This is a genomic window from Aeromicrobium ginsengisoli, from assembly GCF_004134905.2.
Classification (GTDB): Bacteria; Actinomycetota; Actinomycetes; order Propionibacteriales; family Nocardioidaceae; genus Aeromicrobium; species Aeromicrobium ginsengisoli.
Genome location: NZ_SDPQ02000001.1, coordinates 1,153,544 through 1,174,013 on the forward strand (window position 1 = coordinate 1,153,544; position 20,470 = coordinate 1,174,013).

Sequence of the window (20,470 nt, forward strand, 5' to 3'; positions counted from 1 at the left end):
TGACATCGCGTCGGTGATCTCAGCGACAACTCAGGTGGTCTCGAGGCTCGGTCAGCAGGCTGCGCCGAGGTCCGAGCTCTGGTTGGCCTCGCGCGGATCCTTGGTGCCGTCGCTGACCTTGGGGATCGAGAGCTTCGCCTTGGTGATGCCGCTCGGCACCGTCGAGCGGCCCTCGGCCTTGTCGATCGCCCGGTCGATCAGGCGGCGCACCTTCGCGAAGTCGGGGTTGCCGGTGTAGATCACCGGCGGCACCAGCGAGACGGTCGAGACCTTCTGGGTCTTGGCCTTGAGCGCCAGGTCGACGAACACGTCGAGGTCGGACTTCGGGATGTTGGTCGTGAGCAGCGCCTTGCTGGAGCTGGCGATCTTCTCGACGTTGAACAGCACCTTCTGCGGGCTGAGCTGGTGCAGCATCGCGTTCATGACGCACTTCTGCCGGCCCATGCGCGAGAAGTCGTCGTTCTGCACGCGACTGCGGGAGTACCAGAGCGCCTGGTCGCCGGTCAGCTTCTGCTCGCCGGCCTCGATCCAGCCGCGAATCGGTGAGCCGATCCCGCCGATCGCGGTGCGCTGCTGGACGTTGACGCGTACGCCGCCGACGGCGTTGACGAGCTTGGAGAACCCGTGCATGTTGACCATCGCGTAGTAGTTGAGCTTCAGCCCCGTGATCTCCTCGACGGCGCCCATCGTGGCCTTGAGCCCGGGGTTCTTCTCCTTGAACAGCGACGCGTGGTCGTTGGCCCAGGTGTTGATCGCGTTGAGGTACTGACCCTCGCCGTTGAAGCCGTGCGGGAACGCCTTGGCCATGACCGACCCCTTGGGGAACGGCACGTTCTGCAGGTTGCGGGGCAGGCCGATCAGGACCGTGCGTCCGGTGTTCTTGTCGATGCTCGCAACGGTCAAGGAGTCAGGGCGCAGGCCGCTGCGCTCGGGACCGGAGTCGCCGCCGAGGAGCAGCACGTTGTAGCGTCCGTCCTTCGGCTTGGAGACGGTGTCCGCGACGAAGACACTGTTGACGAACGACGTCTGCACCGCGACGAGGTGGGCCGCGAAGAACAGGGCGCCCGCGGTCACGAAGCAGAGGACGCCGTTGATGCCGGTCATCCAGAGCCGGTGCTTGCGGCGCAGCTCGAGGGGACGCCCCAGGCGCCACGCGTCGACGATCAAGGCGACCCAGGCGATCGCGCCGGCAATCAGGATCCAGCGGCCGACCGGCAGCAGTGGCGACTCGATCGCCAGGGAGAACAGCTGCTTGCGGGAGTTCATCGCCAGGAACAGGATCACCGCCCCGACGGCGAGGAAGCCGAGCCACACGCGTACGGCGATGCGGCCGATCCGCTTGTTGCCCATCACGAGCTGGGCGGAGCCGGGCATGACGAGGGTCATCGCCGTGAGCGTCAGGGCGCGGCGGAACTGGATGCGAGCAGAGGTGTCGGCCGGGCGGGCGTACGAGCCACCCATCACGCTCGAGCGAACGTCAGACATGGTGTCCTCACGTTGGGGAAGAGGCTGAGGCGATTCTCAGTATCCACACAAACTCTCGAGTGGAGGTTGAGGGCGCGCCGGAGACGGCCGGGAATTTCGGTGGCGGCGCTCGAGCGGCTGCCGGGCGCATGAGCCGAGGTCAGGTACGGTCGTGCTCATGTCAGATCAGCGCCCCGACGGCGAGTACGGGTGGTTGTACGGCGAGGACAAGCCGACCCGCCCGGTGCCCCGCGAGGCCGCCTCCGACCTTCCCCCACCCAACCTGCCGCCGCCCGGACGCCGCGTCGGCGACGAGCCACCCAGCGGGCCGCGGAAGCCCAAGAAGCACCACAACGGACGCCGGATCTTCGGCATCATCGTGCTCGCATGGGTCGTGTTCCTGGTCGCCGTGCCGTGGTGGGCCTGGGGCCAGATCGAGAAGGTCGACGCCTCCCCCGCTTCCGGCCGTCCCGCCGAGCAGCCCGGCACGACCTACCTGCTGGTCGGCTCCGACAGCCGCCGAGGGCTGACCAAGGCGGAGCAGAAGGAGCTCGCGACCGGTGGCGACACCGGTGGTCGCGGCCGCACCGACACGATCATGTTGCTCCACACCGGCAGCGGGCCGAGCATCCTGATGTCGCTCCCCCGCGACTCGCTCGTCGACATCCCGGGCTACGGCCGCACCAAGATCAATGCCGCGTACGCCTACGGCGGTCCCAAGCTGCTCGTGCGCACGATCGAGAAGAACACCGGGATCCGCGTCGACGACTACATCGAGGTCGGCTTCGGCGGCCTCGTCAAGGTCGTCGACTCCCTCGGCGGGATCACGATCTGCCCCAAGGAACGCATCAAGGACAAGGACTCCGGCCTCGACGTCCAGAAGGGCTGCCAGACCGCCAACGGCCGGGTCGCCCTCGCCTACTCGCGCAACCGGCACTCGTACGCGACGCAGGACATCCAGCGGGTGCAGAGTCAGCGCGAGGTGCTCGGCTCGATCGCTGACAAGGCCAAGTCGCCGTGGACCGTGCTCAACCCGTTCCGTTATGTCAGCGTCGCCAAGGGCGCCTCGGGCTCCCTGCGCATCGGCGACGACGTCAGTCCCCTGGCGCTCTTCAAGTTCGCACTCGCCCTGTCGGCCTCGATGGGCGGCGGCGGGCTCAACTGCACCGTGCCGCTGAAGGACTTCGCGGTCACCTGGGATCCCGAGCGGGCGCCCAAGATGTTCGACTACATCAAGCGGGATCGCACCGACCAGATCGGCAGCCTGTGCACCAAGGACGGCCTGCCCAAGTCCTAGTGCGGCCCCGATAGGTTTGTCGGCATGACTTCTGCGGATCATCCCGGCGCGTACGCCTATGGCGTCGCCACGTTGACCTTGGACGGCACGGTCCTCGACGTCTGGTATCCCGAGCCCCGGCTCGGCACGGCACCTGACGCCGATCCCGAGCCGAGCGAGCTGACCGCGCTGACCGGGGAAGACGCGATCCGCGCCGTGCACAAGGTCGTCGTGCACACCACGATCGACGACCTGCAGGCGCCACCCACCGACGCGTACGACGTCTACCTGCGTCTGCACCTGCTGTCGCACCGGCTCGTCGCGCCCCACGGCCAGAACCTCGACGGCATCTTCGGGCTGCTGACCAACGTCGTCTGGACGTCGCTCGGCCCCTGCCCCGTCGACGGCTTCGAGGCGATCCGCGCCCGGGCCCGCGGCGCCGGCCTGCACGTCCAGGTGACGAGCATCGACAAGTTCCCTCGCATGACCGACTACGTCATCCCGTCCGGAGTCCGCATCGGCGACGCCGACCGCGTACGCCTCGGTGCCCACCTGGCCGAGGGCACGACGGTGATGCACGAGGGCTTCGTCAACTACAACGCCGGGACGCTCGGCACCGCGATGGTCGAGGGCCGCATCTCGGCCGGCGTCACGGTCGGCAACGGCTCGGACGTCGGCGGCGGCGCGTCGATCATGGGCACCCTGTCCGGTGGCGGCAAGGCCGTCATCACGGTCGGCGAGAACAGCCTGATCGGCGCCAACGCCGGCATCGGCATCTCGCTCGGCAACGACTGCGTCGTCGCCGCCGGCACCTATGTCACGGCGGGCTCCAAGGTGACGATGCCCGACGGGTCCGTCATCAAGGCGTCGGAGCTGTCCGGGCAGGACGGCATCTTGTTCCTGACCAACAGCCAGAGCGGCGCGATCGAGGCGCGGCCGCGCGGCGAGCGTACGGGCATCGAGCTCAACGCCGATCTGCACGCGAACTGAAAGTGCGGTTTCGCTGGTTCGTCGTTCTCGGGCTCGTCGTCGCGACGATCCTGGTGGCCACGGTGCTGCGCGACCGCAAGCCGCTGCGGACCGAGTTCTGCGTCGCCGAGGTCGGCAAGGTCAGGGCCGAGATCGACCTCGAGCAGGCCCGGTGGGCGTCGTTGATGGCGGCGATCTCACAGCACCGCGGCCTGCCTCCGCGCGCCACCTCGATCGCGATCGCCACGGCGTTCCAGGAGTCCAAGATCCACAACATCGACTACGGCGACCGCGACTCCGTGGGACTGTTCCAGCAGCGGACCTCGCAGGGCTGGGGCACGGTCAAGCAGATCAGCGACCCGCACTACTCGATCGGCCGGTTCTACGACGCCCTCGTCAAGGTCAGGGGCTATCAGTCGATGCCGATCACCGAGGCCGCACAGAAGGTGCAGCGCTCTGCGTTCCCCGGTGCGTACGCCAAGCACGAGGACTACGCTCGCGCGCTCGCCTCGGCGCTCCGCGGCTACAGCCCGGCGCGGTTCACCTGCCAGATCAACCCCAGGGGCAGCGGGACGATCACCCGGGTCACGGCGGACGTCAAGACGGCCTTCGGCGCCATCCCGTTCAGCACGAACGGTGACGACGCGTCCTACCCGCTCACCGGCAAGGCCTCGGACGTCAAAGCCCGGGGCTGGGCGCTCGCGCACTACCTCGTCGGCAACGCGTCGCGCCTGCGGATCACCGACATCTCGTTCGGCAACCGCGAGTGGAGCGCCGAGGACTCCGACCGGGGCTGGACCGCCCGCTCCGGCACCGACTCCGACACCGTGCGCGTCTCGACGAACTGAGCGTCAGGCGGTCAGGCGGGAGACGGCCTGGGCGACGCGCTCGTCGGTCGCGGTGAACGCCGCGCGTACGTGCTGGGAGCCCGCGGCGCCGTAGAAGTCGCCCGGTGCCGCCAGGATGCCGCGCTCGGCGAGCCAGTCGATCGTGTCGCGGCACGGCTCACCGCGGGTCATCCAGAGGTAGAGCGCACCTTCGGAGTGCTCGACGCTGAACCCGACCGACTCGAACGCCTGGCGCAGGTCGTGGCGCCGTGCGGCGTAGGTCTTGCGTTGCACGTTGACGTGCTCGTCGTCGGCGAGGGCCGCCGCCATCGCCGCCTGGACAGGCGTGGGCACCATGAAGCCGAGGTGCTTGCGGACCTCGAGCAGCTCGCTGACGACGGCCTGGTCACCAGTGACGAACGCGTCGCGGTAGCCAGCAAGGTTGGACCGCTTGGACAACGAGTGCACCGCGAGGATGCCGTCAGTCGAGCCGCCACTGATGTCCGGGTGGAGGACCGAGTAGGGCGTGCCCTCCCAGGCGAACTCCAGGTAGCACTCGTCGGAGACCACGAGCGTGCCACGCTCGCGGGCCCAGTCGACGACCTTGCGGAGGTGGTCGGGCGGCAGGATGCGGCCGGACGGGTTGGCCGGCGAGTTGAGGTAGATGATCGCCGGCACGCGCGGGCCGAGCGACAGCGTCGAGTCGGTCGCCACGACCTCGCAACCGGCATAGCGGGCGCCCACCTCGTACGTCGGATAGGCCAGCTCCGGGACGACGATCAGGTCGTCGGCGCCGAGGCCGAGCTGCATCGGCAAGTTGGCGATGAGCTCCTTGGAGCCGACCGTCGGGAGCACCTGGGAAGCGCTGAGCCCACTCACCTCGAAGCGGCGTTCGATCCAGTCGACCGCAGCCTGGCGCAACGACTCAGGCCCGAACACCGTCGGATAGCCCGGAGCGTCGGCCCACGCGATGAGCGCCTCACGGGCGACGTCGGGCGTGGGGTCGACCGGCGTGCCGATCGAGAGGTCGACCAGGCCACCGGGATGTGCGGTGCCGCGGGCCTTGGCGGCCGCCAGGGTGTCCCACGGGAAGTCCGGGAACTTCGCCGAGACGTTGCCTCGCTGTCCCATCAGGTGGCGTCTAGTCCTGGGGCTGCGGGGGCAGTGCCGCGATCAGCGGGTGGTCCTTGTCGATCACGCCGAGCTTGGCCGCACCACCGGGCGAACCGATGTCGTCGAAGAAGTCGACGTTGGCGGTGTAGTAGTCCTTCCACTCCGGCGGCGTGTCGTCCTCGTAGAAGATCGCCTCGACGGGGCACACCGGCTCGCACGCACCGCAGTCGACGCACTCGTCGGGGTGGATGTAGAGCATCCGCTTGCCCTCGTAGATGCAGTCCACGGGACATTCGTCCACACAAGCGCGGTCCTTGAGGTCCACACACGGCTGGGCGATCACGTACGTCACGAGCATTTCTCCTTCAAGGGACTGGGCTCTAGTATCACGCCTCCACCCCGGCTCCCGCACATGAGGTCCACCTCATGACATGGAAGGCTTGGGACATGACTCTGGACGCCGCCTCGATCGGGCAACGTATCGTCGTCCGCCACGTCGTGGGCGGCACCGGACCGTCGGGCGGACCCGCCATGAGCGACGTCATCGGGCGGGTGCGCGCCGTCGACGAGAACAGCGTGACGTTGGAGCGCAGGGACGGGCGTACGCAGGTCGTCGTGCTCTCGGACGTCGTGACGTGGAAGCCGGTCCCCGATCGCCCGCTGAGGCGCCGTCGCGCCGCGGACGTCAGCGCCGACGAGCTGACCCGCATCACGTCGCTGGGCTGGCCCGCGATCGAGTCGGTCCAGCTCGGCGAGTGGGAGCTGCGCACGTCACGGCGGTTCACCGGCCGGGCCAACTCGGTCGCGGTGCACGGCGACCCCGGTGTCGGTCTCGACGTCGCGCTCGACCGGGTGCTGGAGTTCTATGGCTCGCACGACGTCCCGGCGCTCGCCCAGGTCGTCGTCGGTTCGGCGGCCGAGCGCGACTTCCTCGACGCCCGCTGGACGCCGATGGCGGGCTATCACGGTGGTGCCGTCGTGCAGGTCGCCGACCTCGACCCCGCGTACGACACCGATGGTGCCGCCCGCATCGCCCCGACCGCCGACGACGACTGGCTGGCCAACTACGGCCGCGTCAACGATCCGGCGGCCGCTCGTGCCGTGCTGGAGGGCCCGGCCACGGTCGGCTTCGTCTCGATCGGCTCCCCCGCCGTCGCGATCGGTCGGGTCGTCGTCACCGGCGAGTGGGCGGGGATCGCGTGCGTCGAGGTCGCTCCGGACCAGCGCCGGCGGGGCCTGGCCCGACGGGTCGTCGAGACGTCGCTCGCCTGGGCCGTCGAGCGCGGTGCCGACAAGGCGTATCTGCAGACGATGCGCACCAACCACGCGGCGCTCGCGCTCTACGAGCCGTACGGATTCGTCGACCACCACGACTACCGCTACCTCGAGCCCGGGACCACAGCGCCCGCACAGTGAAGGCACGGCGGGCGCCCAGCCGCCGCCCGTACGGTGAAGGCATGACCCACGATCACGACGGCCCTCACGAGCACGACCTCGGCCTGTCCCACGACCTGCCGACCCTGCTGAACCGCCGGCGCGCCCTCGGCCTGCTGACCGGTGCGGGCCTGGCGGCCGCGCTGGCGGCGTGCAGCGGCAGCGACTCGTCGGGATCCCCGGCCACGACGTCGACCCCCTCCACGTCCGCCTCGACGTCCGCGGGAAGCACCTCGACCGTCACGGACGAGGTGCCCGAGGAGACCGGTGGACCGTTCCCCGGCGACGGGTCGAACGGGGTCAACGTGCTGACCGAGAGCGGGGTCGTGCGCAGCGACATCCGGTCGAGCTTCGGCGGCACCAGCACGACCGCCGAAGGAGTCACCGCGAAGCTCGAGATGACAATCTTCGACCTGAGCGGCAGCGCCGTCACACCGTACGAGGGTGCGGCCGTCTACGTCTGGCACTGCGACCGTGAAGGCCGCTACTCGATGTACGACTCGGAGATCGCCGACGAGAACTACCTGCGCGGTGTGCAGGCCGCCGACACCGACGGCAAGCTGGTGTTCACGACGACCTTTCCCGGTGCCTACAGCGGGCGTTGGCCGCACATCCACTTCGAGGTCTACAAGACCGCCGCCGACGCCCAGAAGACGACCGGCAAGCTCCGCACCTCGCAGATCGCCCTGCCGGAGGATGTCTGCAAGCAGGTCTACGCGACCTCGGGCTACGAGCAGAGCGTCACGAACCTGTCGCAGACGTCCCTGGACAGCGACATGGTCTTCAGCGACGGCTACTCGTTGCAGATGGCGACCGTGACCGGTACACCCGACGACGGCCTGACGATCCAGCTCAACGTCGCGGTCTGAGTTGCGGTGATCAGTTACTCGTCCTTGGGCTTCTTGCCGCAGATGACGTGATCGGCGGCCTGGTAGGTCGCCGTGTCGGTCTCGGTCTTGACCTTCTTGCCGCCCTTGTAGAAGTAGCGGTAGATGTCGATGTCGAAGCCCGGGATCGGGTCCTGCGGCACGCACCGGTCGGTGTCGTCGTACTGCTTGCCCGGCGTGCGGCCGTTGCGGCGGGCCGACTCGCCGGCCTTGATGTCCCACACCTTGGTGCTCCACAGCTCGACGTGCATCGTGCCGGGCGTCGACGGCGTGCTCTTGATGACGTACGCCCGGACCAGGACGCCGTACTTGGTCGGGTTCCTGAAGCGCAGGTCGAGGCTGCCGAAGTAGACCGTCGCCTCGCGGCCCACCGGGTAGCGGTTGATGTAGAACGCGTGCGGGTGGTGCTCCACGTCGTCCATGCCGCCGAAGAAGCCGGCGTTGTAGGTCGTGGTGGCGACCTGCGAGACCCCACCGCCGAGCTCCTCGCGGAACACGCCGCCGTTGATGACGGTGCCGGTCACGAAGCCGTTGGCGGCGGTGCGCTCGCCGACGATGTTGTTGAAGCTGAACGTCTCACCGGGCTTGAGGATCGTGCCGTTGATCAGCTCGGCGGCACGGCTCTGGTTGGTGTTGCGGTACTCGGCGTAGGGGAAGTGCGTCTCGAAGCTGCTGATCTTCTGCTTGATCTTGAGCGCCTTGGCGTCGGCGGTCGTGAACAGGGGCTCGACGACCTTGGCCTCCACCTCGACGGCGCGCTTCGAGCCCGACTGGGTCAGCGCCGGGAGCAGCTTGACCGCCATCTCCTTGGGCTGCAGGCCGACGCCCTCCTTGCCCGGCATGACAACGGGCTTGCCGTCCTCGATCTTCACGGTCGCGTCGACGGCCTTCTTGCCGATCCCCGTCGTGGAGTCGGTCAGCGGGCCCGCGAGCTTCTTGGGATCGAGGTAAGGCCGCAACGTGTTGTCCTTGACCCGCACCACGAGCGCCGGGGCGTAGGCCGTCACGGGCAACGAGACCTTCTTGTCGCCGACCCGGATCGTGACCGGTCCGCTCACAGCCGGCTTCGCGATGGTCTTCATCGCGTCGGCCAGCCCCGCTGAGTCGACGGCCGGCTCGACCACCGCCGTCGGGACCGTCACAGGCTTGTCGCTGACGAGGTACGCCTTGCGGATGGCCTCGGCCGCGTCGGAGCGGGCGATGACGCGCCCGGCCCGTGGCTCGCGGGCCTTGGGCTTGCCGTCAGGGAAGGTGATCTGCGCCTCGACGACCTCGCGGTTGACGGCCTCGCCGATCGTGCCGACCGAGCTCTGCAGCTTGGCGTCGTCGACGTCGAGCGCCGGATCGGTCTGGTGCTCGCCGAAGAACAGGCCGGCGATGTCGGCCGGCTTCCAGCTGCGTTCACCTCCGGCCTCGCTGATCGTGCGGTCGAGGTCGAACGCGAGTCCGGCGGCCTTGGGCTTGACGCGGAACTCGGTCTTGCCGTGGGTCAGCACGATCTCGCGGTCGACGTTGGGCGTCAACGCCTTGTCGACCGCTGCGCGCGCATCTGCGGGCGACATCCCGCTGACGTCGACGCCACCGATCGTCGCGTTGGCGGGCATGCGGCTGCCGGTCAGGAAGTAGCCGGCGACGTAGAGGACGCCGGCCACGAGCACCAGGCCGAGGAGGATGCGCCGGCCCCAGTGGGCGGAGCCGCCGTCGCCGGCATCGGTCGCGGGCGGCTGGAGATCGCGGCTGTCGTCGCCGGCATCGTCGGCCGCCGGCTCGTCCTCCATCGGTGGCGCCACGATGTCGTCGAAGTCGTCGTCGGGCGCGTCCTCGTGGTCGTACGTCGTGGCCGCCTCAGCGAGCACCGTGTCCTCGCCGGGCTGCAGCTCGTAGGCGGGCTCGACGTCGGGCACCTCGTCGAGCTCGATCTCCTCGTCGTGCTCGACGACCAGGCCCGGCTCGACGGCGCCATCGCCCTCGTCGGCGAGGCTCGGCTCGGCCGGCTCGTCGTGGACCGAGGCGGTGTCCGGTGCCGAATCCGCCGCGGTCGGCTCGTCAACGGACGGCTCGTCCGGTGTGAGGTCCTCGTCAGGCTTGTCGGTCATGTGGTGCTCCCGTAGACGGTCTTCTCCGAGTCAGGCAGACGCACGATCGTGCCGTAGTGCGAGCGGTAGTAGAGCAACGGATCGTCGATGACGTCGTTGATCGCCGCTCCGGTGACTGCGCCGACCAAGATCGTATGGTCACCACCGTCCGTGACGGAAACCGTGTCGCATTCCAGCCAGGCCAGCGACTCGTCGAGGAGTGCGGCCCCGGACTCGCCGCGGTGGAAGGCGATTCCCTGCATCTGGTCGTCCAGCGGCCGGCCCCGATGCGCGAACCACGCGGAGGCCGCGATGCCCTCCTCGGCGAGGATCGACACGCCCCAGAACCCCGTCTCGAGCACCGCTTCGTGGAACCGGCTCGACTTGTGCGAGCACACCAGCACGAGCGGAGGATCGAGCGAGACCGACGTGAACGCGCTCGCGGTCATGGCGTGATCGACGCCGTCCTGCACGGTCGAGACGACTGTGACCCCGCTGGCGAACCGCCCCAACGCACCGCGAAAGGCCTGCTGGTCCACCGTCGCGGTCATTGGCCCAGCCTAGGAGTGCGGACCACCCCGACGACGATGGCCCCTAGGCTGCCGAGGGTGAAGGACCAGCCGAGCCAGTCGGAGCTGACGAGATTGCTGCCGCCGGGCGAGAACTGCTGCGCCAGCAGCACGATTCCCCAGCCGAGGCCGAACCAGGCCCCGCCGACGGGCATGACGCGCTCGGCCGCGAGCACCACGGCGTACGTCGCCACGACGACAAGCACGAGACCCCACGGCCAGTCGACGCCGTGGAGCCGCCACACGTGTCGGTGGACAAAGGCGCCCAGCACGCCGACGTAGGCGCCGAGGACGGCGAGAGCTGCTCGCTTCACTGGATGCCGGTCACTAGAGGCCGGCGAACAGGTCTTCCTCGAGACCGTCGGGTCCGACCGGCCCACGCTGCCCCTTGGCGAGGCGGTAGAACTCGGTGCCCCACACCTGAGAGCCGGCGTTGTTGGACAGCGCGAAGAACGGGCCGTCGACCGCGATCTGCGAGGCGTGGGCCTTCATGGCGTCCATCTTGGCGTCGGCGAACTCGTCGGCCACGACCTTGGCGTCGAGCTCGTCGTCGGTCGCGCCCCACGGCAGGTTGTCGGGGTCCCAGCCCTCGAACGTCGTCTCGTCGCCGGCCTCGCGGAGCTTGCGGATGCCCTCGGCCATCTGCGACTTGGACATCGCGCTCCAATAGACCTTGGGGATGTCCCACGCCTCACCGAGCTCGGGGCGGTAGGAGCGTACGGCCGCCAACGACGTCGCATAGGTCGCGACGCGGTGCGCCTGCACGTGGTCGGGGTGGCCGTAGCCGCCGAACTGGTCGTAGGTCACCAGGACCTGCGGCCGGGTCTCGCGAATGATCTCGACGAGCAGGTCGGCCGCGACCGTGAGATCGGCGTGCCAGAACGTGTCGGGGCGGGTCTCGTCGGCGGCCGTCGCGCTGCCGTCGTCAGCCCACTTCATGCCCGAGTCACGGAAGTGTCCCGGTCCGCCCAGGAAGCGGTGGTCGGTGACGCCGAGCGCCTTCATCGCGGCCGCGAGCTCCTCGACGCGGTGCGGACCGAGACTGTCCTCGCGGTCCGCGGCGAGGTGCTCGATCTCGGGCAGCAGGATCTCGCCCTCCTCGCCGGCCGTGCACGTGACGAGCGTGACCCGGTCGCCTCGAGCGACATACTTGGCCATCGTCGCGCCGTTGCCGATCGCCTCGTCGTCCGGATGGGCGTGCACCAGCAGAAGGCGTCGGTCGGTCGAGGTCATGAGGACAGGTTACTGACCAGCACCGACAGCACACCGACGTGATTGGATCGAGACCATGACCGTCTCGTATCCCCGTCTGGCTGCCCGTACGCTTCGCTTCACGCTCGGCATCCCGCGCACCATCACGGTGTCGCCCGACGGCCGCACGGTGCGCTTCATCCGTACGCCCGACGGCGTCACCCGCACCGGCCAGCTGTGGGAGTACGACGTCGAGACGAGCACGGAGTCGGTCCTCGTCGATCCCGTCGAGCTGCTGGGCGAGGCCGGCGAGCAGCTGTCCGCCGAGGAGCGGTCACGCCGCGAGCGCAGTCGCGAGTCGGCCGCCGGACTCGTCGGCTACGACGTCGACGAGACCGGTCGCTGGGCCTGCTTCACCCTGTCGGGGCAGCTCTGGGCGGTGCACCTCGGCGCCAAGGCGGTCCATTCCCTGCCGAGCGTCGGCGCCGTGATCGACCCGCACCTCGACCCGACGGGACGACTCATCGCGTACGCCTCCGGTGGTGCGCTGCGTGTCATCGGCGTCAACGGCCAGGACGAACACGCACTGGTCGAGCCGGAGTCCGCGACCGAGGTCTGGGGCCAGGCCGAGTTCATCGCGGCCGAGGAGATGGACCGCTTCCGCGGGTTCTGGTGGGCGCCCGACGGCCAGTCGCTGCTGGTCGAGCGATATGACGAGGCGCCGGTCCAGACCTGGCACATCGCCGACCCGGAGCACCCCGAGCGCGAGCCGGTCGCCCAGCGCTATCCCGCCGCCGGTACGCCCAACGCCGACGTCACGCTGTGGCACGTCGCTCTCGACGGCACCCGCACCGAGATCCAGTGGGACCGTGCGACGTACGAGTACCTCGGCCGCGTGTCGTGGAACCCGCACGGCGGTCCCGTCATCCAGGTGCTCAGCAGGGACCAGAAGTCCTCGCAGATCCTCACGGTCGACGTCACCACCGGGCGCACGAACGTACGTCGTGAGCTCGCCGACACGGCATGGGTCGAGCTGTCGTCGGCGCCGCGGTTCGCGCCCGACGGCTCGCTGGTCAGCGTCGAGGACGCCGACGGCTGGCGCCGGGTCCTGCGCGACGGCGTGGCGATCTCCCCCGACGGTTGGCAGGTCCGCAGCCTCGTCGACGTGTTCGAGGACTGTGTCGTCGCTGCGGCGTCGCAGGAGCCGACCGAGGTGCACGTCGTGCGCTTCGGCTTCGACGGTGTCGTCACCGAGATCACCGAGGGCGCCGCGGTCCACGGCGCTGTGATCGGCGGGCCCACCACCGTCGTCGTCCGTTCTGGCCTCGAAGCCGTCGGCACGACCGTCATGGTGCACCGGGAGGACGCCGAGCCGGCGCCTATTGCGGTGCTCGCTGAGCCTGCCCCGCACGAGCCGGTCGTCACGATCCTCGCCGCCGGCGAGCACCAGCTGCGCACGGCGATCCTGTTCCCCTCCGGACACGAGCCGGGCTCACGCCGCCTGCCGGTCCTGATGGATCCGTACGGTGGACCGCACGGCCAGCGCGTGATCGCCTCGGCACGAGCATTCCTCGAGCCGCAGTGGCTCGCCGACCAAGGGTTCTGCGTCATCGTCTCGGACCCCCGTGGCACGCCCGGGCGCGGGCACGCGTGGGAGCGGGCTGTGCTGCACGAGTTCGCCACGGTCACGCTCGACGACCAGGTGGCAGCGCTCGAGGCGGTCGCCAAGGCGCACCCCGACGACGTCGACACGACTCGCGTCGGCATCACCGGCTGGTCGTACGGCGGCTATCTCGCGGCGCTCGCGGTGCTCAAGCGGCCCGACGTGTTCCACGCCGCCGTCGCCGGTGCGCCCGTGACCGAGTGGCGGCTCTACGACACGTGCTACACCGAGCGCTACATGGGCGATCCCCGGACGCGGCCCGAGGTCTACGACCGCAACTCGCTGCTGCCGTTGGCGCCGGGGCTCGAGCGGCCGCTCATGATCATCCACGGTCTCGCCGACGACAACGTCGTCGCCGCCCACACGCTGCAGCTGTCGTCGGCGCTGCTGGCCGCGGGCCGGCCGCACACGGTCCTGCCCCTGTCCGGCGTGACCCACATGACGCCGCAGGAGGTCGTGGCCGAGAACCTCAAGCTGCTGCAGGTCCAGTTCCTGAAGGAGCACCTGGGGGCGTAGCGGCCCTTGAGCTGGTCTCAGTCCTTGAGGCGCTTCGGCCCGCCGGGGAGCTCGGGCGGGTCGTCGGGCAGGCGGTCGTCGCCGGGCAGCCAGCCGCCGTACACGTCGACCATCTCGACGACGCGGTCGTCGAACGGCTCGACCACGAGGACCCACGCGCGGTCCTCCCAGTCCTCCTCGCCGGCGAACGCCTCACGCGTCAGCGTCGTCGAGTAGCCCTCGCTCTCGAGGGCCTTGACCAGCTCGACGGCATCCTCGTCGGAGTCGAAGTAGATTCCTGTCACGTTCCGATCGTATGATGATCCGGTACGCATCCCCGAGGACAGGTAGCCGGAACGTTGAAGCTCTGAGGTCAGATCCCGCGCAGCAGCCCACAGTGGCCTGCGCACCCATCGACCTCATGGAGCGCACATGCGTGCATCACTTTCTGTCACCGACCTCTCTTTCGCCTGGCCTGACGGCTCGCCCGTGTTCTCCGGCCTCGACCTGGGCATCGGTCCAGGGCGCCACGGCCTCGTCGGGCTCAACGGCTCCGGCAAGTCGACACTGCTGCGGCTGATCGCCGGCGAGCTGACACCACAGGGCGGCACGATCGGCGTCGACGGCGCCGTTGCCCACCTGCCCCAGGACCCCGGCGCCGAGCCGAGCCAGACCGTGGCGGAGGTGCTCGGCATCGCCGGGACCCTCGCCGCGCTCGCTCGCGTCGAGGGCGGTTCGACCACCGTCGAGGACTTCGACGCGATCGGCGACCGCTGGGACATCGCCGAGCGTACGGAGGCAGGGCTCTCCCGGCTGGGCCTCGGCCACCTCGGCCTCGACCGCACTGTCGCGTCCGTCTCCGGCGGCGAGCTCGTGCTGCTGTCTCTGGTCGCGCGGCTGCTGACCCGCCCGTCGGTGCTCCTGCTCGACGAGCCGACCAACAACCTCGACGCCGCTGCCCGCGACCGGCTGATCGACATCGTCGCCTCGTGGAAGGGCACGTTGCTCGTGGTGAGCCACGATCGCCAGCTGCTCAATGCGATGGACGACATCGGATCGCTGCGCGGCGGCTCGGTGCGCTGGTACGGCGGCGGCTACGACGACTACGAGGCCGCCGTCGCGGTCGAGCAGGAGGCCGCCGAGCGGGCCGTACGCGCCGCCGAGTCCGACCTGCGAGCTCAGAAGCGTGACCGGATCGAGGCCGAGTCGGTCCTCGCGACGCGGCGCAAGCAGGGCGAGAAGGCCTGGGCCGAGAAGCGGATGCCCAAGATCGCGATGGGCAACTACAAGCGACGCGCCCAGGTGTCGGCCGGCAAGCTGCGCGGCGTGCACGACGACCGGATCGAGGACGCCACAGCACGGCTGGCCGAGGCCGAGGAGCTCGTGCACGACGACCGCGAGATCCGCGTCGACCTGCCGGACACCGTGGTGCCTGGTGGCCGCGACGTCCTGACCCTCGACGGGGTCCGTCCGGCGTACGGCGAGCTGACGATCGACCTCGCCGTACGCGGGCCGGAACGCATCGGGCTGACCGGCGCCAACGGCACCGGCAAGACCTCGCTGCTGCGGACGATCACCGGCGAGCTCGAGCCGGCGGACGGCGCGGTGCGCGCGTACGTGCCATTGCGCTACCTGCCCCAGCGGATGGACCTCCTCGACGGGACGCTCACGGTCGCTGAGAACGTCGCCCGCATCGCGCCCAGCACGACCGAGAACGAGCGGCGGGCCCAGCTCGCCCGGTTCCTGTTCCGGGGACGTGCCGCGGACCAGCCGGCGTCGACGCTGTCCGGCGGGGAGAGGTTGCGGGCGACCCTCGCCTGCCTCCTGCTGGCCGAGCCCGCACCGCAGCTCCTGTTGCTCGACGAGCCGACCAACAACCTCGACCTGCCGAGCATCCGGCACCTGGTCGAGGCGCTGGAGTCCTACCGCGGCGCGTTCATCGTCGTGAGCCACGACGAGAGGTTCCTCGACGACCTCGAGCTCACCCGGAGGATCGACGTGTGAGGCGCCCAGCACACTGGTGACATGACCGGGACCAACTGGGCGGGCAACCTGACGTACGGCGCCTCGGCGCTCCTCGAGCCGACCTCGGTCGGCGAGCTGTGCGAGATCGTGGCCGCGGCGCCACGCGTCCGCGCCCTGGGCACCCGGCACTCGTTCAACCGGATCGCCGACACCGACGGCGTGCAGGTGTCCGTGGCGGCGCTGCCGGCCCTCCTCGAGGTCGACGCGGCGGCCCGGACCGTGACGGTCTCGGCCGGCCTGCGCTACGGCGAGCTCGTCGAAGAGCTCGACCGCGCGGGCTGGGCACTGCACAACCTGGCGTCGCTCCCCCACATCTCGGTCGCCGGCGCGATCGCCACCGGCACCCACGGATCGGGTGACCACAACGGCAGCCTCGCGAGCTCCGTGGCCGGGCTCGAGCTCGTCGCCGCCGACGGCACGGTGCTGACCGCACGCCGCGGCGATCCGGACTTCGCCGGCATGGTGGTCTCGCTCGGCCGACTCGGTGTCGTCACCACAGTGACGCTCGACATCGTGACGACGTTCCAGGTCCGCCAGGACGTGTACGAAGGCGTGTCGTGGGACGCGATCGCGGCGAACCTCGACGCGATCACCTCCAGCGCCTACAGCGTCAGCATGTTCACCGACTGGGGCGAGGCGGGAGCGGGCCAGGCCTGGCTCAAGTCGCGCGCCGACGTCACCCCGCCGGCCGACTTCTTCGGTGCCGCCCCGGCGACGCGCGAGCTGCACCCGCTGCCCGACGAGTCGGCCGAGTTCACGACCCGCCAGCTCGGCGTGCCCGGTGCGTGGTGGGACCGGCTCCCCCACTTCCGCCTCGGCTTCACTCCGAGCAACGGCGAGGAGCTGCAGACCGAGTACCTCGTGCCGAGGCACCACGCCCTCGCCGCGATCGATGCCGTACGCGCGCTCGCTCCGGCGATCCGGCCGCACCTGTTCGTCAGCGAGCTGCGCACCATCGCCGCCGACGACCTGTGGCTCAGCCCGAGCCACGACGTCGACTGCCTCGCGATCCACTTCACCTGGCGGATGCACGTGCCCGAGGTGACGGCGCTGCTGCCGACCCTCGACGACGCGCTGGCATCCTTCACCGCGCGGCCGCACTGGGGCAAGGTGTTCCAGAGCGACCGCGAGCGGCTGGACGCGGCCTATCCCCGCATCGCCGACTTCCGGGCCCTGGCCGACGGCCTCGACCCGAACGGGAAGTTCTCGAACGACCAGACAGCTGAGTGGCTCGGCCCCTGACGATGTGACGCAGTCGTTGCACTGATGGGCCCCGACCGGGCAACTGCGGTGGCACACTTGGAATATGAACACGTTCAATTCCGTCCCGGACGAGCTCAGCGGTCCGCGACTGATGCGTCAGGACTGGACCCGCCTGACGTTCATCCACTGGGCCGTCGACCCGGACGTGGTGGCGCCCCTCCTGCCCGCGGGCACGCGACCCGACGTGCTCGACGGCGTGACGTACGTGGGGCTGATCCCGTTCGAGATGCGCCGGGCCGGTTTCGGCCGCGGCCCGGCGGTGCCGTTCTTCGGCGACTTCGCCGAGACCAATGTGAGGTTGTACTCGGTCGACGACGAGGGCCATCACGGCATCGTCTTCCGGTCGCTCGAGACGAGTCGCCTGCTCGTCGCCCTGGGCGCCCGGATCGCCTTCGGCACGCCATACATGTGGTCCCGCATGCGCATCCACCAGGGCGGCGACCGCATCGACTACACGACTCGTCGTCGCTGGCCACGTCCACGCGGCGCCGGGGCCCGCATCTCGGTCCGCATCGGTGAGCCGATCGCCGAGCCGTCCGCGATCGAGCAGTTCGTCACCGCGCGGTTCGGCCTGCACACGCGCTACCTCGGCCGTACGCTCTGGATCCCCAACCACCACGCCCCGTGGCCGCTGCGCACTGCGGCGATCGAGTCGCTCGACGACGAGCTGGTCGCCGCGGCGGGATTGCCAGGCATCGCCGGCCGGGCTCCCGACTCGGTGATGTACGCCGACACCGTCCGCACCGAGTTCGGCGCGCCCGTCGTCATACGCGACTCAGTCGGCCAGCTCGAAGTCGTCGTAGTCGAAGCCGGGTGACACCAGGCAGCTGACCAGCGCGTCATCCTCGGACGCCTTGGTCCGCTGCCACACGCCCGCCGGGACCAGGACCTGGGGCAGCTCGCCGGCCTCGAGGTCGCAGCCCACCACATGGGCCTCATAGATGCCTGGCTCGTCGCCGAACCCACCGAACTCGACCACGACCGCACCCTGATGGGCGAGCCACACCTCGTCGGACGCGACCCGGTGCCAAGCCGAGGCCTCACCTGCGGCGAGCAGGAAGTAGATCAGCGTCGCTGTCGGGCGTACGCGACCGTCCGGGAGCGTCACCGAGACCGGCGAGGCCCAGGTCTGCCGGAACCAGCCGCCCTCGGGGTGCGGCTCGAGGTCGAGCGCCTGGGCCAGCATCGGCCGGCTCACAGCGCCGCCTCGATCGACGGGATGCGCTCGCGGAACGCCGCCACGCGGTCGCGCGTGCGCTGTGGCTCGCCGACCTTGCCGAGGTTGACGAAGCCCTGATCGCCGCGGGCCTGCCCGGCCTCGATGCGATCACTCGCGGTCGTCATGCGCTCGACGACGGCGTCGAGGACGGTCATCGGGCCCCACTCGCCGTAGGCGTCGACGAGCAGGTCGAGCCGGCGGGCCACGTCGTCGACCGGGATCTCGCGATAGAGCGGGATGGCGGTCCACGCCAGGAACGCGAGGTCGTCGATCGGACGGCCCGGACCGGCCATGTCCCAGTCGATCATCGCGACGAAGTGGCCGCTCTGGATGATCCAGTTGTAGGTCCCGGGGTCGTGGTGGCAGATGATCTGTCCGTCGCCGAGCTCTGCCTCGCCGCCGCGCCACTGGCGTACGCCTTCGGGGCGATAGCCGTCGACCAGGTCGTGGAAGTCACGCAGCCAGGTCACCGCCTCGGCGAGCACGTTGTCGAGGACGATCTCCCGGTCGACCGGCACACCGCGGCCCTCGACGTACTCCAGGATCTCGCGGCCATCGTCATCGATGCCGTGCAGCTCGGGGATGCCACGCAGGCCGTTGTCGTGCAGGTAGGTCAGCAGCTCGTGGACCGCCGGCGTCCACGGACCGGTGGGGCGCCGGACGGTGCGCCCGACACGCGTGGCACCGCCCACCGCGCCGGGCAGGTGCTCAGGCTCTGTGTCGTCACGTGGCACTCTTTCATCGTGGCACATTCTCACTCGCACGACGCGGTCGACCACGGCCCTCCCCGACGCGGCCTCGCCGCCACCCTCGCCGTCGCCGTCCTCGCGATCGCAACCCTCGCGATCGCCGCGATGGTGGTGCTCTGGCCCGAGGCCGACAAGGTGCCGCACGACAAGAACCCCTACGGCGGGCAGGGCGTCAGCACGATCAGCGCCAAGGTGACCGGCGTCGACCCGTTCAACTGCAACAGCGGCGGCGAGGGCCCCGACGGTCTGCCGCAGGTCAAGGGCGACTGCGCGCACATCACGGCGACGACCGACGACGGCACGGCGACGTTCGACCTCGACGCAGCGCGCTACAAGGCCGGCATCAAGGCCGGTGACGAGGTCAGGATCCTCCGCATCGCGCCCAAGGGTCAGGCGGTGTCGTACGAGTTCTTCGACTTCCAGCGGGGGGTACCGCTCACGGCCCTCGCGGTGATCTTCGCGGTGCTGGTGGTGGCGGTCGCCCGATGGCGGGGCCTGTTCGCCCTGGTGGGCATTGCGGTCACGGTGCTGGCGCTCACCAAGTTCGTCCTGCCCGCGTTCCTCGCCGGCGAGTCACCCGTGCCGGTGGCGATCGTGGGCTCCACGGTGATCATGATCGTGGTGCTCTACCTCGCTCACGGGGTGTCGATACGTACGACATCGGCGTTGTTCGGCACGCTCGTCGGGATCGGGCTGACCGGCCTTCTGGGCCTCGGCGCGACGGCGTGGACCAACCTGTCGGGCGTCGGCTCCGAGAACGACCAGGTCCTGCTCGCCACGGTGCCCGGCATCCAGATCTCCGGCGTCGTCGCGGCCACGATGGTCATCGCGGGGCTCGGCGTGCTCAATGACGTCACCGTGACACAGGCCAGTGCGGTCTGGGAGCTTCGTGCGATCCAGCCCAGCATCAAGCCCACCACGCTGTTCGCGTCCGCGATGCGCATCGGCCGTGACCACATCGCGTCGAGCGTCTACACCCTCGTCTTCGCGTATGCCGGCTCGGCCATGACGATCCTGCTGCTCATCACCGCCTACCAGCAGAGCCTGGGGACCATGGCGACGACCGAGGAGATCGGCACCGAGATCGTCCGCACGATCGTCGGAGCGATCGGGCTCGTCCTCGCGGTCCCGGTCACCACGGCGTTCGCCGTGCTGCTCGCGCCCGGGGGCCACGACGACCACGAGGACACCCACGTGCCGGCTGCGCCGCGTCGCCGCGGCAGCCACGCCGGTCCTGCGGGGGCGTGACCG

Annotated in this window: 20 protein-coding genes; 10 read left to right on the top strand and 10 right to left on the bottom strand. The window is 69.8% G+C overall.

The window, feature by feature from the left end; genetic code table 11:
• Nucleotides 1-51: 51 nt before the first annotated feature.
• On the bottom strand, nucleotides 52-1,485 hold the full coding sequence (locus tag ESP70_RS05755) for an LCP family protein (protein WP_149688322.1): 1,434 nt from the start codon (nucleotides 1,483-1,485) through the stop codon (nucleotides 52-54).
• Nucleotides 1,486-1,642: 157 nt separating this feature from the next.
• On the opposite strand from ESP70_RS05755, the gene ESP70_RS05760 reads away from it, so the two are divergent.
• From ESP70_RS05760 to ESP70_RS05770, 3 genes are read left to right on the top strand one after another with little or no spacing between them, the layout of a single operon-like run.
• On the top strand, nucleotides 1,643-2,761 hold the full coding sequence (locus tag ESP70_RS05760) for an LCP family protein (RefSeq protein WP_149688323.1): 1,119 nt from the start codon (nucleotides 1,643-1,645) through the stop codon (nucleotides 2,759-2,761).
• 24 nt (nucleotides 2,762-2,785) lie between these two features.
• Nucleotides 2,786-3,730 carry a 2,3,4,5-tetrahydropyridine-2,6-dicarboxylate N-succinyltransferase gene (gene dapD, locus ESP70_RS05765; protein ID WP_149688324.1) on the top strand — a complete coding sequence of 315 codons (945 nt, stop codon included), beginning with the start codon at nucleotides 2,786-2,788 and terminating at the stop codon, nucleotides 3,728-3,730.
• Between the two features lie 2 nt (nucleotides 3,731-3,732).
• Nucleotides 3,733-4,557 (top strand): VldE C-terminal domain-containing protein, encoded by an 825-nt coding sequence (locus ESP70_RS05770; RefSeq protein ID WP_149688325.1) that lies wholly within the window; start codon nucleotides 3,733-3,735, stop codon nucleotides 4,555-4,557.
• Nucleotides 4,558-4,560: 3 nt separating this feature from the next.
• On the opposite strand, the gene dapC is transcribed toward ESP70_RS05770, so the two are convergent.
• Both dapC and fdxA read right to left on the bottom strand, forming a co-directional pair.
• Nucleotides 4,561-5,667 carry a succinyldiaminopimelate transaminase gene (dapC, locus tag ESP70_RS05775; protein ID WP_149688326.1) on the bottom strand — a complete coding sequence of 369 codons (1,107 nt, stop codon included), beginning with the start codon at nucleotides 5,665-5,667 and terminating at the stop codon, nucleotides 4,561-4,563.
• A 10-nt stretch (nucleotides 5,668-5,677) separates the two neighbouring features.
• Nucleotides 5,678-6,001: a ferredoxin gene (gene fdxA, locus ESP70_RS05780; RefSeq protein WP_056215639.1), complete on the bottom strand. Its 324-nt coding sequence runs from the start codon at nucleotides 5,999-6,001 to the stop codon at nucleotides 5,678-5,680.
• Nucleotides 6,002-6,096: 95 nt separating this feature from the next.
• On the opposite strand from fdxA, the gene ESP70_RS05785 reads away from it, so the two are divergent.
• Nucleotides 6,097-7,065 carry a GNAT family N-acetyltransferase gene (locus tag ESP70_RS05785; RefSeq protein WP_149688327.1) on the top strand — a complete coding sequence of 323 codons (969 nt, stop codon included), beginning with the start codon at nucleotides 6,097-6,099 and terminating at the stop codon, nucleotides 7,063-7,065.
• Nucleotides 7,066-7,106: 41 nt separating this feature from the next.
• On the top strand, nucleotides 7,107-7,952 hold the full coding sequence (locus ESP70_RS05790; protein ID WP_149688328.1) for a dioxygenase family protein: 846 nt from the start codon (nucleotides 7,107-7,109) through the stop codon (nucleotides 7,950-7,952).
• Between the two features lie 14 nt (nucleotides 7,953-7,966).
• Here ESP70_RS05790 and ESP70_RS05795 read toward each other — a convergent pair whose 3' ends face one another.
• The 4 genes from ESP70_RS05795 to mshB are packed head-to-tail and all read right to left on the bottom strand — an operon-like array spanning nucleotide 7,967 to nucleotide 11,847.
• Nucleotides 7,967-10,066 carry a VanW family protein gene (locus ESP70_RS05795; RefSeq protein WP_149688329.1) on the bottom strand — a complete coding sequence of 700 codons (2,100 nt, stop codon included), beginning with the start codon at nucleotides 10,064-10,066 and terminating at the stop codon, nucleotides 7,967-7,969.
• Complete coding sequence (locus ESP70_RS05800; RefSeq protein WP_149688330.1) at nucleotides 10,063-10,596, bottom strand: flavin reductase family protein; 534 nt, start codon at nucleotides 10,594-10,596, stop codon at nucleotides 10,063-10,065. Before ESP70_RS05800 ends, ESP70_RS05795 begins: the two co-directional genes overlap by 4 nt.
• Entirely contained in the window at nucleotides 10,593-10,928 is a 336-nt protein-coding gene (locus ESP70_RS05805) for a hypothetical protein (protein WP_149688331.1), read from the bottom strand. The genes ESP70_RS05800 and ESP70_RS05805 overlap by 4 nt, the downstream gene beginning before the upstream one ends.
• A gap of 13 nt (nucleotides 10,929-10,941) precedes the next feature.
• Nucleotides 10,942-11,847 (bottom strand): N-acetyl-1-D-myo-inositol-2-amino-2-deoxy-alpha-D-glucopyranoside deacetylase, encoded by a 906-nt coding sequence (mshB, locus tag ESP70_RS05810; protein ID WP_149688332.1) that lies wholly within the window; start codon nucleotides 11,845-11,847, stop codon nucleotides 10,942-10,944.
• Nucleotides 11,848-11,902: 55 nt separating this feature from the next.
• Between mshB and ESP70_RS05815 the strand changes: the two genes are divergently transcribed.
• Complete coding sequence (locus ESP70_RS05815; protein ID WP_149688333.1) at nucleotides 11,903-13,984, top strand: S9 family peptidase; 2,082 nt, start codon at nucleotides 11,903-11,905, stop codon at nucleotides 13,982-13,984.
• Nucleotides 13,985-14,001: 17 nt separating this feature from the next.
• Here the strand turns inward: ESP70_RS05815 and ESP70_RS05820 are convergent, their stop codons facing one another.
• Nucleotides 14,002-14,268: a hypothetical protein gene (locus ESP70_RS05820; RefSeq protein WP_149688334.1), complete on the bottom strand. Its 267-nt coding sequence runs from the start codon at nucleotides 14,266-14,268 to the stop codon at nucleotides 14,002-14,004.
• 127 nt (nucleotides 14,269-14,395) lie between these two features.
• On the opposite strand from ESP70_RS05820, the gene ESP70_RS05825 reads away from it, so the two are divergent.
• The 3 genes from ESP70_RS05825 (at nucleotide 14,396) to ESP70_RS05835 (ending at nucleotide 18,068) form a co-directional block, all read left to right on the top strand.
• A complete protein-coding gene (locus ESP70_RS05825) occupies nucleotides 14,396-15,967 on the top strand; it encodes an ABC-F family ATP-binding cassette domain-containing protein (RefSeq protein WP_149688335.1) in 1,572 nt (523 codons plus the stop codon).
• A gap of 21 nt (nucleotides 15,968-15,988) precedes the next feature.
• Complete coding sequence (locus tag ESP70_RS05830; RefSeq protein WP_149688336.1) at nucleotides 15,989-17,230, top strand: FAD-binding protein; 1,242 nt, start codon at nucleotides 15,989-15,991, stop codon at nucleotides 17,228-17,230.
• 64 nt (nucleotides 17,231-17,294) lie between these two features.
• A complete protein-coding gene (locus ESP70_RS05835) occupies nucleotides 17,295-18,068 on the top strand; it encodes a YqjF family protein (protein ID WP_149688337.1) in 774 nt (257 codons plus the stop codon).
• Here the strand turns inward: ESP70_RS05835 and ESP70_RS05840 are convergent.
• Nucleotides 18,027-18,449, bottom strand: coding sequence for a cupin domain-containing protein (locus ESP70_RS05840; protein ID WP_246161826.1), 423 nt, complete (start codon nucleotides 18,447-18,449; stop codon nucleotides 18,027-18,029). The genes ESP70_RS05835 and ESP70_RS05840 overlap by 42 nt on opposite strands.
• Complete coding sequence (locus ESP70_RS05845; protein ID WP_246161828.1) at nucleotides 18,446-19,204, bottom strand: phosphotransferase; 759 nt, start codon at nucleotides 19,202-19,204, stop codon at nucleotides 18,446-18,448. The genes ESP70_RS05840 and ESP70_RS05845 overlap by 4 nt, the downstream gene beginning before the upstream one ends.
• 9 nt (nucleotides 19,205-19,213) lie before the next feature.
• Between ESP70_RS05845 and ESP70_RS05850 the strand changes: the two genes are divergently transcribed.
• Nucleotides 19,214-20,467 carry a YibE/F family protein gene (locus tag ESP70_RS05850; protein ID WP_149688339.1) on the top strand — a complete coding sequence of 418 codons (1,254 nt, stop codon included), beginning with the start codon at nucleotides 19,214-19,216 and terminating at the stop codon, nucleotides 20,465-20,467.
• Nucleotides 20,468-20,470 lie beyond the last annotated feature (3 nt).

What these genes read in the sequence shown, in the direction of transcription:
- dapC (WP_149688326.1), bottom strand. Translation starts at nt 5,667, where the DNA reads ATGGGACAGCGAGGCAACGTCTCGGCGAAGTTCCCGGACTTCCCGTGG.
- ESP70_RS05760 (WP_149688323.1), top strand. Translation starts at nt 1,643, where the DNA reads ATGTCAGATCAGCGCCCCGACGGCGAGTACGGGTGGTTGTACGGCGAG.
- ESP70_RS05785 (WP_149688327.1), top strand. Translation starts at nt 6,097, where the DNA reads ATGACTCTGGACGCCGCCTCGATCGGGCAACGTATCGTCGTCCGCCAC.
- ESP70_RS05790 (WP_149688328.1), top strand. Translation starts at nt 7,107, where the DNA reads ATGACCCACGATCACGACGGCCCTCACGAGCACGACCTCGGCCTGTCC.
- ESP70_RS05755 (WP_149688322.1), bottom strand. Translation starts at nt 1,485, where the DNA reads ATGTCTGACGTTCGCTCGAGCGTGATGGGTGGCTCGTACGCCCGCCCG.
- mshB (WP_149688332.1), bottom strand. Translation starts at nt 11,847, where the DNA reads ATGACCTCGACCGACCGACGCCTTCTGCTGGTGCACGCCCATCCGGAC.
- ESP70_RS05830 (WP_149688336.1), top strand. Translation starts at nt 15,989, where the DNA reads ATGACCGGGACCAACTGGGCGGGCAACCTGACGTACGGCGCCTCGGCG.
- ESP70_RS05800 (WP_149688330.1), bottom strand. Translation starts at nt 10,596, where the DNA reads ATGACCGCGACGGTGGACCAGCAGGCCTTTCGCGGTGCGTTGGGGCGG.
- ESP70_RS05815 (WP_149688333.1), top strand. Translation starts at nt 11,903, where the DNA reads ATGACCGTCTCGTATCCCCGTCTGGCTGCCCGTACGCTTCGCTTCACG.
- ESP70_RS05825 (WP_149688335.1), top strand. Translation starts at nt 14,396, where the DNA reads ATGCGTGCATCACTTTCTGTCACCGACCTCTCTTTCGCCTGGCCTGAC.
- ESP70_RS05835 (WP_149688337.1), top strand. Translation starts at nt 17,295, where the DNA reads ATGAACACGTTCAATTCCGTCCCGGACGAGCTCAGCGGTCCGCGACTG.
- dapD (WP_149688324.1), top strand. Translation starts at nt 2,786, where the DNA reads ATGACTTCTGCGGATCATCCCGGCGCGTACGCCTATGGCGTCGCCACG.
- ESP70_RS05795 (WP_149688329.1), bottom strand. Translation starts at nt 10,066, where the DNA reads ATGACCGACAAGCCTGACGAGGACCTCACACCGGACGAGCCGTCCGTT.